The organism is Geobacillus sp. WSUCF1, assembly GCF_000422025.1.
Taxonomy (GTDB): domain Bacteria; phylum Bacillota; class Bacilli; order Bacillales; family Anoxybacillaceae; genus Geobacillus; species Geobacillus zalihae.
On the sequence record NZ_ATCO01000051.1, the window covers coordinates 1 to 15,291 of the forward strand.

Annotated in this window: 12 protein-coding genes, 3 pseudogenes and 1 other annotated feature; all 15 genes and pseudogenes read left to right on the top strand. The window is 52.8% G+C overall.

The genetic code is table 11. The features are described from left to right. A partial coding sequence (locus I656_RS10595) for a DALR domain-containing protein (protein WP_033005164.1) occupies positions 1-529 on the top strand: 529 nt, incomplete at its 5' end. 6 nt (positions 530-535) lie between these two features. Further along, positions 536-960: pseudogene (locus I656_RS10590) on the top strand (Mini-ribonuclease 3). Continuing rightward, on the top strand, positions 960-1,697 hold the full coding sequence (gene rlmB / locus I656_RS10585; protein ID WP_011229602.1) for a 23S rRNA (guanosine(2251)-2'-O)-methyltransferase RlmB: 738 nt from the start codon (positions 960-962) through the stop codon (positions 1,695-1,697). Before I656_RS10590 ends, rlmB begins: the two are co-directional and overlap by 1 nt. A gap of 3 nt (positions 1,698-1,700) precedes the next feature. Next, a complete protein-coding gene (locus I656_RS10580) occupies positions 1,701-2,213 on the top strand; it encodes an NYN domain-containing protein (RefSeq protein WP_012820478.1) in 513 nt (170 codons plus the stop codon). A 36-nt stretch (positions 2,214-2,249) separates the two neighbouring features. Continuing rightward, on the top strand, positions 2,250-2,933 hold the full coding sequence (gene sigH / locus I656_RS10575) for an RNA polymerase sporulation sigma factor SigH (protein WP_013143979.1): 684 nt from the start codon (positions 2,250-2,252) through the stop codon (positions 2,931-2,933). 93 nt (positions 2,934-3,026) lie between these two features. Beyond that, a pseudogene (gene rpmG / locus I656_RS17780) lies at positions 3,027-3,175 on the top strand (50S ribosomal protein L33). A 40-nt stretch (positions 3,176-3,215) separates the two neighbouring features. Beyond that, complete coding sequence (secE, locus tag I656_RS10570; protein ID WP_012820481.1) at positions 3,216-3,398, top strand: preprotein translocase subunit SecE; 183 nt, start codon at positions 3,216-3,218, stop codon at positions 3,396-3,398. A gap of 112 nt (positions 3,399-3,510) precedes the next feature. Then, the gene (gene nusG / locus I656_RS10565) at positions 3,511-4,044 is read left to right on the top strand and encodes a transcription termination/antitermination protein NusG (RefSeq protein ID WP_012820482.1); all 534 of its coding nucleotides are present in this window, start codon (positions 3,511-3,513) and stop codon (positions 4,042-4,044) included. A gap of 234 nt (positions 4,045-4,278) precedes the next feature. Further along, positions 4,279-4,704, top strand: a complete 426-nt coding sequence (rplK, locus tag I656_RS10560) for a 50S ribosomal protein L11 (RefSeq protein ID WP_011229608.1) — start codon at positions 4,279-4,281, stop codon at positions 4,702-4,704. 181 nt (positions 4,705-4,885) lie between these two features. Then, positions 4,886-5,587, top strand: a complete 702-nt coding sequence (rplA, locus tag I656_RS0115135) for a 50S ribosomal protein L1 (RefSeq protein ID WP_012820483.1) — start codon at positions 4,886-4,888, stop codon at positions 5,585-5,587. A 47-nt stretch (positions 5,588-5,634) separates the two neighbouring features. After that, positions 5,635-5,798, top strand: a sequence feature (ribosomal protein L10 leader region). 47 nt (positions 5,799-5,845) lie between these two features. Continuing rightward, positions 5,846-6,346: a 50S ribosomal protein L10 gene (rplJ, locus tag I656_RS10555; RefSeq protein WP_011229610.1), complete on the top strand. Its 501-nt coding sequence runs from the start codon at positions 5,846-5,848 to the stop codon at positions 6,344-6,346. A gap of 54 nt (positions 6,347-6,400) precedes the next feature. Then, a complete protein-coding gene (rplL, locus tag I656_RS10550; RefSeq protein WP_012820484.1) occupies positions 6,401-6,769 on the top strand; it encodes a 50S ribosomal protein L7/L12 in 369 nt (122 codons plus the stop codon). Positions 6,770-6,880: 111 nt separating this feature from the next. Next, entirely contained in the window at positions 6,881-7,483 is a 603-nt protein-coding gene (locus I656_RS10545; RefSeq protein WP_013143980.1) for a class I SAM-dependent methyltransferase, read from the top strand. 413 nt (positions 7,484-7,896) lie between these two features. Beyond that, positions 7,897-11,473, top strand: a pseudogene (gene rpoB / locus I656_RS0115140) (DNA-directed RNA polymerase subunit beta). 90 nt (positions 11,474-11,563) lie between these two features. Further along, positions 11,564-15,163: a DNA-directed RNA polymerase subunit beta' gene (gene rpoC / locus I656_RS10540; protein WP_025950559.1), complete on the top strand. Its 3,600-nt coding sequence runs from the start codon at positions 11,564-11,566 to the stop codon at positions 15,161-15,163. Positions 15,164-15,291: the final 128 nt, after the last annotated feature.

Here is a 15,291-nt window from a genome sequence, read left to right on the forward strand (position 1 = left end):
TTTTTTCATGCTGTCGGTGCATTACCGCCATCCGATCAACTACAGCGAGGAACTGCTTGAGAGTGCGCGGCGCGGACTCGAGCGCCTGAAGACGGCGTATGGCAATTTGCAGCATCGCCTGCAGGCAAGCACGAACTTAACGGACAATGACGAGGAATGGGTTTCGCGCATTGCCGACATCCGCGCCTCGTTCATCCGTGAAATGGACGACGATTTCAACACGGCGAACGGCATTGCCGTATTGTTTGAACTGGCGAAGCAGGCTAACTTGTACTTGCAGGAAAAAACGACATCCGAGAAGGTCATTCACGCGTTTTTGCGCGAGTTCGAACAGCTGGCGGACGTACTTGGACTCACCTTGAAGCAGGATGAGCTGCTTGATGAGGAAATCGAGGCGTTGATCCAAAAGCGCAATGAAGCGCGGAAAAACCGCGATTTTGCGCTGGCCGACCGCATTCGCGACGAGTTGAGAGCGAAAAACATTATTTTGGAAGACACGCCGCAAGGAACGAGATGGAAACGGGGATAGCACGCGATGATGGCGGAGTTTGAAATGGTCAACGATGTGAAGCAGTTAAATGGACTGGCGCTTGCCTATATTGCGACGCCGTGTACGAGGTGTATGTGCGACGCCATTTGCTTGCTGGCGGCAGCGTGCGGCCGCATGAGCTGCATCGGCGGGCGGTCCGCTATGTGTCGGCGCGGGCGCAAGCGCAAGTGATTTTGGCGTTGCTTGACGAGGGCGTCCTGACCGAGGAGGAAAAGGACATCGTCCGCCGCGGCCGCAATGCCAAATCAGGCACAATCCCGAAAAATACGGATGTACAAACATACCGGCATAGCACGGCCTTTGAGGCGCTCATCGGTTATCATTTTTTGGTTAATAATGAAAAGCGGGTTGATGAGCTGATCGGCCGTTCGTTTGCCATTATTGAAAGGGAAGAAAGGGCGTTGGAATGATGGACTACATTATCGGCAAAAATCCGGTCATTGAAGCGCTCAAAGCCGGGCGCGACATCAATAAAATTTGGATCGCGGAAGGGGCGCAGCGCCATACCGTCGAACCTGTGCTTGAATGGGCAAAGCGGCGGGGCGTGCTCGTCCAATATGTCCCGAAGCGCAAGCTTGATCAGATGGCTGAAGGAGCTCATCAAGGGGTGATCGCTCAGGCGGCGGCTTACCGCTACTATGAAATCGATGACTTGTTCGCTCGCGCCGCCGAGCGGGGCGAGGCGCCGTTTTTTCTCATCTTGGACGAGCTTGAGGATCCGCATAATTTAGGGGCCATCATGCGCACCGCTGATGCGGTCGGGGCGCACGGCCTCATTATCCCGAAGCGGCGTTCGGTCGGGCTGACCCAAACGGTGGCGAAGGCGTCGACCGGGGCGATTGAGCACGTTCCGGTCGCGCGTGTGACAAACTTGGCGCGGACGATTGACGAGCTGAAAGAGCGCGGAGTGTGGGTAGCCGGAACGGATGCATCGGCTCAAGACGACTACCGCTCGCTCGATGGCACGATGCCGTTGGCGCTCGTCATCGGGAGCGAAGGAAAAGGGATCAGCCGCCTAGTGCTTGAAAAGTGCGATTTCTTGTTCCGGTTGCCGATGCGCGGCCATGTCACCTCACTCAATGCCTCTGTCGCCGCCAGCCTGCTCATGTACGAGGTGTACCGGAAGCGGTATCCGTTGGGAGAATAGCGAATGAACATTTTGATTGTCGACGGCTATAACATCATCGGAGCGTGGCCGGAGCTGCGCCGGCTGAAAGAAGAGGGCGATCTGGCAGCGGCAAGGGATTTATTGATTGAAAAAATGGCTGACTACAAAGGATTCACCGGGGACCATGTCGTGATCGTATTCGATGCCCACCTCGTGCAAGGAAACGAGAAAAAGTATAAACATTACGACGTCGATGTCATTTTTACAAAGGAACATGAGACGGCCGATGAGCGAATTGAACGGTTGGCGAAAACATTGATGAATGCGCGCACAAAAGTGTATGTCGCTACCTCCGACTACACCGAACAATGGACGGTGTTCGGCCAAGGCGCCCTGCGCAAGTCGGCGCGCGAGCTATTGGATGAAGTCGAGACGGTTGAGCGGGACATTTCCCAAAAAGTAAAAGCGATGCGGCAGCGCACTCCGATCTCCAAAGTTCCGCTAAATGATAGAATTGCTGAAATTTTTGAAAAATGGCGAAGAGGAGAAAAATGAGCGGTTGACGCTGTAAAAATTTGTCCTGTATAATACATGTTAGCGATTGATGCGGTCGGGGGGATCAGCGTGGGGGAATGCTTGAAAGCAATGAAAGGGAAAGATTATCATCAGCTGGACGATGAGCAGCTTGTTGCGCTCGTTCACGAAGGGGATGGGGAAGCACTTGATTTTTTAATCCATAAATATCAAAACTTTGTGCGCGCCAAAGCTCGCTCCTATTTTTTAGTCGGAGCTGATCGGGAAGATATCGTGCAGGAAGGAATGATCGGTCTGTATAAGGCCGTCCGTGATTTTAAGGGGGACAAGCTTTCCTCATTTAAAGCGTTTGCAGAACTTTGCATCACAAGGCAAATGATTACCGCGATTAAAACGGCGACCCGCCAAAAGCATATTCCGCTCAACTCTTACGTTTCCTTGGATAAGCCGATTTATGACGATGAATCTGACCGGACGCTGATGGATGTGTTGTCCGGCACGCAGGTGACGGACCCGGAACAATTGATTGTCAACCGCGAGGAAGTCGATGATATTGAACTAAAGATGGCGGAACTGCTCAGCGACCTCGAGCGGAAAGTGCTCGCTTTGTATTTGGATGGACGCTCATACCAGGAAATTTCCGAAGAGCTGAACCGCCATGTCAAGTCGATCGACAACGCGTTGCAACGCGTCAAGCGGAAGCTCGAGAAATATTTGGAATACCGCGAGATCAGTTTGTAGGCATCGTGCCGCCGCATCAAAAGATGTCATTGACAGCGAAACAGCCAATATGATAAATTTTTATGGACATCTCGAAGGAACGGTGGAATGCTGATGCGCCAAAAAGTGACGCTGGCTTGCGCGCAGTGCGGAAGCCGAAACTATACGGCAGCAAAACAAATACGTCGCTTGGTGAGCGCCTTATGGCCAACAAGTTTTGCTCAACATGCAACAAGCATACAATCCATCGTGAAACGAAATAGACGGTGGAGATAGTTTTGAACGATGATGGAGGTACGAGTGATGCAGCGAGTAATCAACTTTTTAAAAGAAGTCGTACGCGAGCTGAAAAAAGTGAGTTGGCCAAACCGGAAGGAGTTAGTGAACTACACGGCGGTCGTGTTGGCCACGGTGGCGTTTTTCACCGTCTTTTTTGCCGTTGTGGACCTCGGCATTTCTGAGTTGATTCGCCTCGTGTTTGAATAAGCGGACGAAGGATATGTTATAATGAAAGATAATCGTGCGCGTATGGAACCCGGCAACGGGTTTTTGTTTTGCGCAAAAAATAAAACGAAAACCGCCTTGGGGAGGCTTGTTGATGGAGAAAAACTGGTATGTTGTCCATACATATTCGGGATATGAAAACAAAGTGAAAGCCAATTTGGAAAAACGCGTCGAATCGATGGGAATGCAAGATAAAATTTTTCGCGTCGTCGTTCCGGAAGAGACGGAGACGGACGTCAAAAACGGAAAACGGAAAACGACGAAAAAGAAAGTGTTCCCTGGCTATGTGCTCGTTGAGATGGTCATGACGGATGACTCATGGTATGTCGTGCGCAACACGCCGGGCGTCACTGGATTTGTCGGCTCAAGCGGAGCTGGTTCGAAACCGACGCCGCTTATGGAGGAAGAAGTAAAAATGATCTTGAAGCGGATGGGCATGCCGCTTGCCGAGGTTGACGTAGACTATGAGGTAAATGAAACGGTGCGGATCAAAGAAGGTCCGTTTGCGAACTTTACAGGGAAAATTGAAGCGATTGACCCGGATAAACATAAAGTGAAGCTGCTTGTCGATATGTTTGGGCGTGAAACACGGGTGGAGCTTGAGTTTTCGCAAATAGAAAAAATCTAATGGATAAAGAACTTGCAATTGATAGGGAAAAGTGATACTATTTTAAAGTCAGTATGTCTCTTAAACGGAGACATATGGCGGTGAACTTATACACTTGTATAAGGGAGCCGTTTTGTTTTTACGCTGATCCTCTCAACTGAACGGGAGATAGGAAAACGGCTCAGTAGACCGGAGCCGGATGAGTGGGAGGGGCAATCCCTAATACCACATCACGGACTTAAGGAGGTGTGTCTCGTGGCGAAAAAAGTAATCAAGGTCGTCAAACTGCAAATTCCTGCAGGGAAAGCGAATCCGGCGCCGCCAGTAGGTCCTGCGTTGGGTCAAGCCGGTGTCAATATTATGGCGTTTTGCAAAGAGTTTAATGCCCGCACGGCGGACCAAGCAGGGTTGATCATTCCGGTTGAAATTACGGTTTTTGAAGACCGTTCATTTACATTCATCACGAAAACGCCGCCAGCCGCTGTATTGCTGAAAAAAGCGGCGGGCATTGAATCGGGCTCCGGCGAACCGAACCGCAACAAAGTGGCGACAATTAAACGCGACAAAGTGCGTGAGATCGCTGAGCTGAAAATGCCGGATTTGAATGCGGCGAGCATTGAGGCGGCCATGCGCATGATCGAAGGCACGGCCCGCAGCATGGGCATTGTGATTGAAGACTAAAGCCGGTGCGTCGTTTGTAGGGGAGGTTGCGTCATTGGGCAACCTCTCTCTCCATGAACAAAAACAGCAAGACGGGCCTGATGAATGGGCATCCGTCCGCTTCTTCGTTTTCGAAAGAAGCGAAGAACGTTCAATGTGGGAGGTTTTTCCGCTAAAACCACAACCGAGGAGGATTTTTCACATGCCGAAAAGAGGAAAGAAATACTTAGAAGCATTGAAACTCGTCGACCGCTCCAAAGCATACCCGATTGCTGAAGCAATCGAGCTCGTGAAAAAAACGAACATCGCGAAATTCGATGCCACGGTGGAAGTGGCGTTCCGTTTGGGCGTCGACCCGAAAAAAGCGGACCAACAAATTCGCGGCGCCGTCGTCCTGCCGCACGGCACAGGGAAAGTGGCGCGCGTGTTGGTGTTCGCGAAAGGGGAAAAAGCGAAAGAAGCAGAAGCGGCTGGCGCTGACTATGTCGGCGATACAGAATATATCAACAAAATCCAGCAAGGTTGGTTTGACTTTGATGTCGTTGTTGCTACGCCGGACATGATGGGTGAAGTCGGGAAACTCGGCCGCATTTTAGGGCCGAAAGGGTTGATGCCAAACCCGAAAACCGGAACAGTCACGTTTGACGTAGCAAAAGCGGTGCAAGAAATCAAGGCTGGTAAAGTGGAATACCGCGTCGACAAAGCGGGCAACATCCACGTTCCGATCGGCAAAGTGTCGTTTGACAACGAGAAATTGGCTGAAAACTTCGCAGCCGTCTATGAAGCAATTTTGAAAGCCAAACCGGCGGCGGCAAAAGGGACGTACGTGAAAAACGTCACGATTACATCCACAATGGGCCCTGGCATCAAGGTTGACCCGTCCACGGTTGCTGTTGCACAATAACCGTTGACTTTTGTTTGTCCGTCTGTTAAAATGCCATTTGGCTGAACAAATGAATATCATTTGTACCGTAGACAGTAGGTGCCTGTTTGAGGCTTAATTTCCTACCGAGGTATGTGGACGATAGAACAGCGCGCCCTGCGTCGGGGACGAGCGGCGGTGCGTTGAACGACACCTCCATGTCTACGCGGCATGGAGGTTTTTTATTGAGCAGACGGTATAAGTGGTATTCTCTCATTTTCCTTACAGGAGGTGCAGGACGTGTCGAGCGCGATTGAACTGAAAAAACAAGTGGTCGCGGAAATCGCAGACAAATTCCGGGCCAGCAAGGCAACCGTCATCGTTGATTACCGCGGCTTGAACGTGGCGGAAATGACCGAGTTGCGCAAACAGCTGCGCGAGGCAGGCGTCGAGTTTAAAGTGTACAAAAACACCTTGACCCGCCGGGCGCTCGCGGAAGTCGGCTTGGAAGGACTGGATGAAGTGTTCACCGGTCCAAATGCCATCGCCTTCAGCAATGAAGATGTCGTGGCGCCGGCAAAAATTTTAAGCGAGTTTGCGAAAACGCATGAAGCATTGGAAATCAAAGGCGGCGTCATCGAAGGGAACATCGCCAGCAAAGAAGAAATCGATGCGTTGGCGAAACTCCCGTCCCGCGAAGGGTTGCTTTCGATGTTGCTTAGCGTTCTTCAAGCCCCGATCCGCAACTTTGCGCTTGCGATTAAAGCGGTGGCTGACAAGCAAGAGGAACAAGGCGCGTAATGGCGCATCGATATGTGCTTAACAATCATTCAGAAAACAAAGGAGGAAGTTGTGATGACGAAAGAACAAATCATCGAAGCTGTGAAAAACATGACGGTATTGGAATTAAATGAATTAGTCAAAGCAATTGAAGAGGAATTCGGCGTAACAGCTGCGGCTCCGGTTGTTGTCGCGGGCGGCGCAGCAGCTGGCGCTGAAGCAGCGGCAGAAAAAACGGAATTCGACGTCATTCTTGCCGACGCCGGCGCGCAAAAAATCAAAGTCATCAAAGTCGTTCGCGAAATCACTGGCCTCGGCCTGAAAGAAGCGAAAGACTTGGTCGACAACACCCCGAAGCCGATCAAAGAAGGCATTGCGAAAGAAGAAGCAGAAGAAATCAAAGCAAAACTCGAAGAAGCTGGCGCGAAAGTCGAAATCAAGTAATGGCTGCGCCATTGAAAAAAGAGGCTTGCCCGAAGCAAGGGACGGCCTCTTTTTTGTTACACTATATAACGGAAGGCAGTGCAGCCTGTCGACAAGGAGGAGGGGATGATGATGAGCGAGCATTATTACTCAGTCAATCCGAAGTCGGAGCGAAACCCGCAAACGTGGACGTACGTGTTGCGGGGGCATGAATTCCGCTTTACGACCGACAGCGGAGTGTTTTCAAAGCGCGAAGTCGACTTTGGCACACGCCTGTTAATTGAAACGTTCGAGGAGCCGGGAGTGGCTGGGGATTTGTTGGATGTCGGCTGCGGATATGGGCCGATCGGGCTTGCCTTGGCCAAATCGTTTCCAAACCGGCGCGTTCACATGATTGATGTCAACGAGCGGGCGCTCGAACTGGCGCAGGAAAACAAGCAGGCAAACGGGATTGACAATGCGGTGATTTACAAAAGCGATCTTTTTTCGGAAGTCGGAGAACAGCGATTTGCAGCGGTCGTCACCAATCCGCCGATCCGGGCTGGCAAACGGGTCGTTTACGCGATTTTTGAACAAAGCCGCGATCATCTGCTTGATCATGGCGAGCTATGGGTCGTCATTCAAAAAAAGCAAGGCGCCCCATCGGCCTTGCAAAAGCTGAACGAATGCTTTCCCGCTGTAGAAGTCGTCGCGAAGAAAAAAGGATATTATATCATAAAGGCGAAAAAATGTTGACACCGTTTTTTTATTGTGGTAGCATTATAAAATGCTAAATATGCACATTTCCCGTGCAGAGGGGATGACGTATAATTTTGGACGCAATGGAAACAATGATAAAATCAATAAACAACGAACCATATGGTTTTCTATTGGAATAGAAACCATTTTCTTTTTTTCTCCATTCAACTCAACGCCTGGTTTCCTCGCGCCGGGAGCGTGTTAAATCCCCTAAATGAAACGGCGGTGCACGCAACGAAGCCGTTTCCGCCCGGATGGCGGGGGCCGGCTGCATGCATGCCTAGTGCTTTGCCCCGGAATGACGGAGCGGCCAGTCCGCCTTGAAGGCATTGATTGCTGAGCAGAGCGGATGATGGAGCTGTTCCGGTTCCGGTTTTCACTAATGTCTACATTTGAGGGGTGAATCACTCTTGACAGGCCGACTAGTTCAATACGGGCGACACCGCCAACGCAGAAGCTATGCACGCATCAGCGAAGTGCTGGAATTGCCGAACTTGATCGAAATTCAAACGTCCTCCTACCAATGGTTTCTCGATGAAGGGTTGCGGGAAATGTTTAGGGAAATTTCCCCGATTGAAGACTTTTCCGGCAATCTCTCGCTTGAATTTATCGACTATAGTTTAGGAGAACCGAAATATACGGTCGAAGAGGCGAAAGAACGCGACGTTACATATGCGGCGCCGCTTCGCGTCAAAGTTCGCCTGATCAATAAAGAAACGGGCGAAGTGAAGGAACAAGACGTGTTTATGGGCGATTTTCCGCTCATGACGGAAACCGGAACGTTTATTATCAATGGGGCGGAACGCGTCATCGTTTCCCAGCTCGTCCGCTCGCCAAGCGTCTATTACAGCGACAAAGTTGATAAAAACGGCAAACGCGGCTACTCGGCGACAGTGATTCCGAACCGCGGCGCATGGCTTGAATATGAAACCGATGCGAAAGACGTCGTTTACGTTCGCATCGACCGCACCCGTAAACTGCCGGTTACGGTGCTTCTCCGTGCGCTTGGGTTCAGCTCCGACCAAGAAATCATCGATCTGCTCGGTGACAACGAATACTTGCGCAATACGCTTGAAAAAGATAATACCGACAGCACGGAAAAAGCGTTGATTGAAATTTACGAGCGTCTTCGTCCGGGAGAGCCGCCGACGCTTGAGAATGCGAAAAATTTGCTGGCGTCGCGCTTTTTTTGATCCGAAGCGCTATGACTTGGCGAGCGTAGGCCGTTATAAAATCAATAAAAAACTTCATATTAAAAACCGCCTGTTCAATCAGCGGCTCGCGGAAACGATCATTGATCCCGAAACCAAGGAAGTCATCGCCGAAGCTGGAGCGATGATCGACCGCCGAACGCTGAATCGCCTGCTCCCGTATTTGGAAAAAGGGGTCGGCTTACAGACATACCGCCCGGCCGAAGGGGTGGTGGACGGGGACATTTCGGTGCAAACGATCAAAATTTATGCCCCGAATGACCCGGATGGCGAAAAAGTGATCAACGTCATCGGCAACGGCTTCATCGCCGAGGATGTCAAACATATTACACCGGCTGACATCATTGCGTCGATCAGCTATTTCTTCAACTTGCTCCACGGCGTCGGCGATACGGATGACATCGACCATTTAGGCAACCGCCGCCTCCGTTCGGTCGGCGAACTATTGCAAAACCAATTCCGCATCGGCCTGTCGCGCATGGAGCGCGTCGTGCGCGAGCGCATGTCGATCCAAGATACGAACACGATTACGCCGCAGCAGCTGATCAACATCCGCCCAGTGATCGCGGCGATCAAAGAGTTTTTCGGCAGCTCGCAGCTGTCACAGTTCATGGATCAAACGAACCCATTGGCCGAACTGACGCACAAGCGGCGTCTGTCCGCGCTTGGCCCTGGCGGATTGACACGTGAGCGCGCTGGGTTTGAGGTGCGCGACGTTCACTATTCGCACTACGGGCGGATGTGTCCGATTGAAACGCCGGAAGGTCCGAACATCGGACTCATCAACTCGCTGTCCACTTACGCGAAAGTGAACAAGTTCGGCTTTATTGAAACGCCATACCGGCGCGTCGATCCGGAAACAGGGCGGGTGACGGACCAAATCGATTATTTGACAGCCGATGAAGAGGACAATTACGTTGTAGCACAGGCGAACGTACCGCTTGCGGAGGACGGCACGTTCCTTGAAGAAAACGTTGTCGCCCGTTTCCGCGGCGAGAACATCGTCGTCAAGCGCGATCGCGTCGACTACATGGACGTTTCGCCGAAGCAAGTCGTCTCGGCAGCGACAGCGTGCATCCCATTTTTGGAAAACGACGACTCGAACCGCGCGCTGATGGGAGCGAACATGCAGCGGCAAGCCGTGCCGCTGTTGGAACCGGAAGCGCCGATCGTTGGCACGGGGATGGAGTATGTTTCGGCGAAAGACTCGGGCGCAGCGGTCATTTGCAAGCACCGCGGCATCGTCGAGCGCGTCGAAGCAAAGGAAATTTGGGTGCGTCGGCTGATTGAAGTGGACGGCAAAGAAGTCAAGGGTGATCTAGATAAATATCGGTTGCTGAAATTCGTTCGTTCGAACCAAGGCACGTGCTACAACCAGCGGCCGATCGTGAAAAAAGGCGATATCGTTGAGAAGGGCGAAATTTTGGCCGATGGCCCGTCGATGGATAAGGGCGAATTGGCGCTTGGCCGCAATGTGCTTGTCGCCTTTATGACATGGGACGGTTACAACTACGAAGACGCGATCATCATGAGCGAACGGCTCGTCAAAGAAGACGTGTATACATCCATTCATATTGAAGAGTATGAAGCCGAATCGCGCGATACGAAACTCGGTCCTGAAGAAATTACGCGCGACATTCCAAACGTCGGCGAGGATGCGCTGAAAAACTTGGATGAACGCGGCATCGTCCGCATCGGCGCAGAAGTGAAAGACGGCGACTTGCTCGTCGGCAAAGTGACGCCAAAAGGAATGACCGAGCTGACGGCGGAAGAGCGGCTTTTGCACGCGATCTTCGGCGAAAAAGCGCGCGAGGTGCGTGATACGTCGTTGCGCGTCCCGCACGGCGGCGGCGGCATCGTCCTTGACGTGAAAGTGTTCAACCGCGAAGACGGCGACGAGCTTCCGCCGGGTGTCAATCAACTGGTGCGCGTCTATATTGTGCAAAAGCGGAAAATTTCCGAGGGCGACAAAATGGCAGGTCGCCACGGAAACAAAGGGGTTATTTCCCGCATTTTGCCGGAGGAAGATATGCCCTTCTTGCCGGATGGCACGCCGATTGACATCATGTTAAACCCACTCGGCGTTCCGTCGCGGATGAACATCGGGCAAGTATTTGAGCTGCACCTTGGCATGGCGGCGAAAAAACTCGGCCTGCACATCGCCTCCCCGGTCTTTGACGGGGCGACGGAGGAAGACGTTTGGAACATCCTCGAAGAAGCCGGCATGGCGCGCGATGCCAAAACGGTGCTGTATGACGGGCGGACGGGCGAACCGTTTGACAACCGCGTGTCGGTCGGGATCATGTACATGATCAAGCTTGCCCACATGGTCGACGACAAACTCCACGCTCGCTCGACCGGCCCGTACTCGCTTGTCACTCAACAGCCGCTTGGCGGCAAGGCGCAGTTCGGCGGCCAGCGCTTTGGTGAGATGGAAGTATGGGCGCTTGAGGCGTATGGGGCGGCATACACGCTGCAAGAAATTTTGACCGTCAAGTCCGACGATGTCGTCGGCCGTGTCAAAACGTACGAGGCGATCGTCAAAGGGGAAAACATTCCGGAGCCGGGTGTGCCGGAGTCGTTTAAAGTGTTGATCAAAGAGCTGCAAAGCTTGGGCATGGACGTCACGATTTTGACGAGCGATGAACAAGAAATCAACATGGAAAACTTTGATGATGATGATGATGACCATGCACCGGATGCCATCATGGTGGACGTCAAACCGGCCGAACGGGAAGAAGCCGGCGAAGAGAAAGATGCGGTGACGAAAGAATAAACCGGCCAACGGCCAGGCGGGGAGCTGTTCCCCGCCATTGGCCGCTTGAGGGAACGGAAAACCGACGGATCAAAAAGGGAGGTATACCCCTTGCTGGATGTCAATAAATTTGAGTACATGAAAATTGGGCTCGCTTCCCCGGAGAAAATTCGTTCTTGGTCGTATGGCGAAGTCAAAAAGCCAGAGACAATCAACTATCGGACGTTAAAGCCGGAAAAAGACGGCTTGTTTTGCGAGCGCATTTTCGGTCCGACGAAAGACTGGGAATGCCATTGCGGCAAATATAAACGCGTTCGCTACAAAGGCGTCGTCTGCGACCGTTGCGGCGTCGAAGTGACGCGCTCGAAAGTCCGCCGCGAACGGATGGGCCATATCGAGCTGGCTGCCCCGGTTTCGCATATCTGGTATTTCAAAGGCATCCCGAGCCGGATGGGGTTGGTTCTTGACATGTCGCCGCGGGCGCTCGAAGAGGTCATTTATTTTGCATCCTATGTCGTCACCGACCCGGGTGATACGCCGCTTGAGAAAAAGCAGCTGTTGTCGGAAAAGGAATACCGCGCCTATCGCGAGAAGTACGGTCAATCGTTCCAAGCGTCGATGGGGGCGGAGGCGATCAAAAAGCTGCTCCAAGACATTGATTTGGATAAAGAGGTAGCCGCGCTGAAAGAAGAGCTGAAAACGGCGCAAGGGCAACGGCGCGCCCGCATCATTAAGCGGCTTGAAGTGCTTGAAGCGTTCCGCAGTTCAGGGAACGACCCGGCATGGATGGTGCTTGATGTACTGCCGGTCATTCCGCCGGAGTTGCGCCCGATGGTTCAGCTTGACGGCGGGCGGTTTGCAACATCGGATTTGAACGATTTGTACCGCCGCGTCATCAACCGTAACAACCGGCTGAAACGGCTGCTTGATCTCGGTGCGCCGAACATTATCGTCCAAAATGAGAAGCGGATGCTGCAAGAGGCGGTTGATGCTTTGATCGATAACGGCCGCCGCGGCCGTCCGGTGACCGGTCCGGGGAACCGTCCGTTAAAATCGCTTTCCCACATGCTGAAAGGGAAGCAAGGGCGCTTCCGGCAAAACTTGCTCGGCAAACGCGTTGATTATTCCGGCCGCTCCGTCATCGTCGTCGGCCCAAACTTAAAAATGTATCAATGCGGGCTGCCGAAAGAAATGGCGCTAGAGTTGTTCAAGCCGTTCGTCATGAAGGAGCTTGTGGAGCGGGGGTTGGCGCATAACATTAAAAGCGCGAAACGGAAAATCGAGCGCGTCCATCCGGAAGTGTGGGATGTGCTTGAAGATGTCATCAAAGAACATCCGGTGCTGTTAAACCGCGCTCCGACGCTGCACCGTCTCGGCATTCAGGCGTTTGAACCAACGCTTGTGGAAGGGCGGGCGATCCGTCTTCATCCGCTTGTTTGCACGGCGTACAACGCTGACTTTGACGGCGACCAAATGGCGGTGCACGTGCCGCTGTCGGCTGAGGCGCAAGCCGAAGCGCGCTTGTTGATGTTGGCGGCGCAAAACATTTTGAACCCGAAAGACGGGAAGCCGGTCGTGACACCATCACAAGACATGGTGTTGGGCAACTACTACTTGACGATGGAGCGCGAGGGAGCCATCGGCGAAGGCATGGTGTTCAAAGACACGGACGAGGCGCTGCTTGCTTACCATAACGGCTACGTCCATCTCCATTCGCGCATCGCCATTCATGCCGGTTCGCTGAAAAACGAAACGTTTACCGAAGAGCAAAACAACAAGCTGCTCTTAACGACCGTCGGAAAGCTCATTTTCAACGAAATTTTGCCGAATTCGTTCCCGTACATCAACGAGCCGACGACGGAAAACATTGAAGGGCGGACGCCGGACAAGTACTTCCTTGACAAAGGGGTCAACGTGCGCGAAGAAATTCGCAAGCGCGAACTCGTGCCGCCGTTTAAGAAAAAAGTGCTCGGGCAAATTATCGCTGAAGTGTTCAAACGGTTCAAAATCACCGAAACATCGAAGATGCTCGACCGCATGAAAGACCTTGGCTTCCAATATTCGACGAAGGCCGGCATCACGATCGGCGTGGCCGATATCGTCGTCCTGCCGGAAAAACAAGAAATTTTGGATGAAGCGCAAGCGAAAGTCGATACGGTTTTGAAGCAGTTCCGCCGCGGCTTAATTACGGACGAAGAGCGGTACGAGCGCGTCATCTCCATCTGGAGCGCGGCGAAAGACAAAATTCAAGACCGGTTGATGAAGTCGCTTGATAAACGCAACCCGATCTTTATGATGAGCGATTCCGGAGCGCGCGGGAACGCGTCGAACTTTACGCAGCTTGCGGGGATGCGCGGTTTGATGGCCAACCCGGCCGGCCGGATCATTGAGCTGCCGATCAAGTCGTCGTTCCGCGAAGGCTTGACGGTATTGGAATACTTTATCTCGACGCACGGCGCGCGAAAAGGATTGGCGGATACGGCGCTCAAAACGGCCGACTCAGGCTATCTCACGCGCCGCCTTGTCGACGTGGCCCAAGACGTCATCGTCCGCGAAGAAGATTGCGGCACCGACCGCGGCATTTTGGCGCGGGCGCTGACGGATGGCACGGAAGTTGTCGTCAAGCTTGAAGAGCGGCTTGTCGGCCGCTATGCGCACAAAACGGTGCGCCATCCGGAAACGGGCGAAGTGATCGTCCGCAAAGACGAGATGATCACCGAAGATATCGCCAATGAGATCATGAAAGCCGGCATTACGGAAGTATGGATTCGCTCCGTATTCGCCTGCAACACGCGCCATGGCGTCTGCAAAAAATGTTACGGCCGCAACATGGCGACCGGCATGGACGTCGAAGTTGGCGAAGCCGTCGGCATTATCGCCGCTCAGTCGATCGGCGAGCCGGGCACGCAGCTGACAATGCGGACGTTCCATACAGGCGGCGTCGCCGGCGACGATATCACTCAAGGTTTGCCACGGGTGCAAGAGCTGTTTGAAGCGCGCAACCCGAAAGGGCAAGCGGTCATTTCGGAAATTGACGGCACGGTCATCTCGATTAACAAAACGCGTGACAACCAATATGAAGTTGTCGTGCAAGGTGAGGTTGAAACGCGGACATATGTAGCGCCGTACAATGCGCGGCTGAAAGTCGAAGAAGGTCAGCGCGTCGAACGCGGCCAAGAGCTGACAGAAGGCTCGGTCGACCCGAAACAGTTGTTGCGCGTGCGCGATATTACATCCGTGCAAGAGTACTTGCTCCGCGAAGTGCAAAAAGTGTACCGGATGCAAGGGGTAGAAATCAGCGACAAGCATATCGAGGTCATGGTGCGGCAAATGTTGCGCAAAGTGCGCGTCATCGATGCCGGCGACACCGATGTGCTGCCGGGTACGCTTTTGGATGTTCACCAGTTTACCGATGTCAACGCCAAAGCTCTTCGCGAAGGGAAACGGCCGGCGACGGCCCGCCAGGTGTTGCTTGGCATCACGAAAGCGTCGCTTGAGACGGATTCATTCTTGTCTGCTGCTTCGTTCCAAGAAACGACGCGCGTCTTGACCGATGCAGCGATCAAAGGAAAACGTGATGAACTGCTTGGCTTAAAAGAAAACGTCATTATCGGCAAACTCGTCCCGGCTGGAACCGGTATGGCCCGCTACCGGAAAGTGAAGCCGGCCGTCAAAAAGGAAACGGCTGGCGACACGGTGTCGTCCAAATAACGCGAGCCAAGCGGCCGGCTAAGGCGCTCCTTGGCCGGCCATCATCTAATGAAAAATCCAGTTGACAATCGACAAAGAAAATGGTAGTCTAATAAAGGTGTTCCAACAACCTGGTACTTTGGAGGATA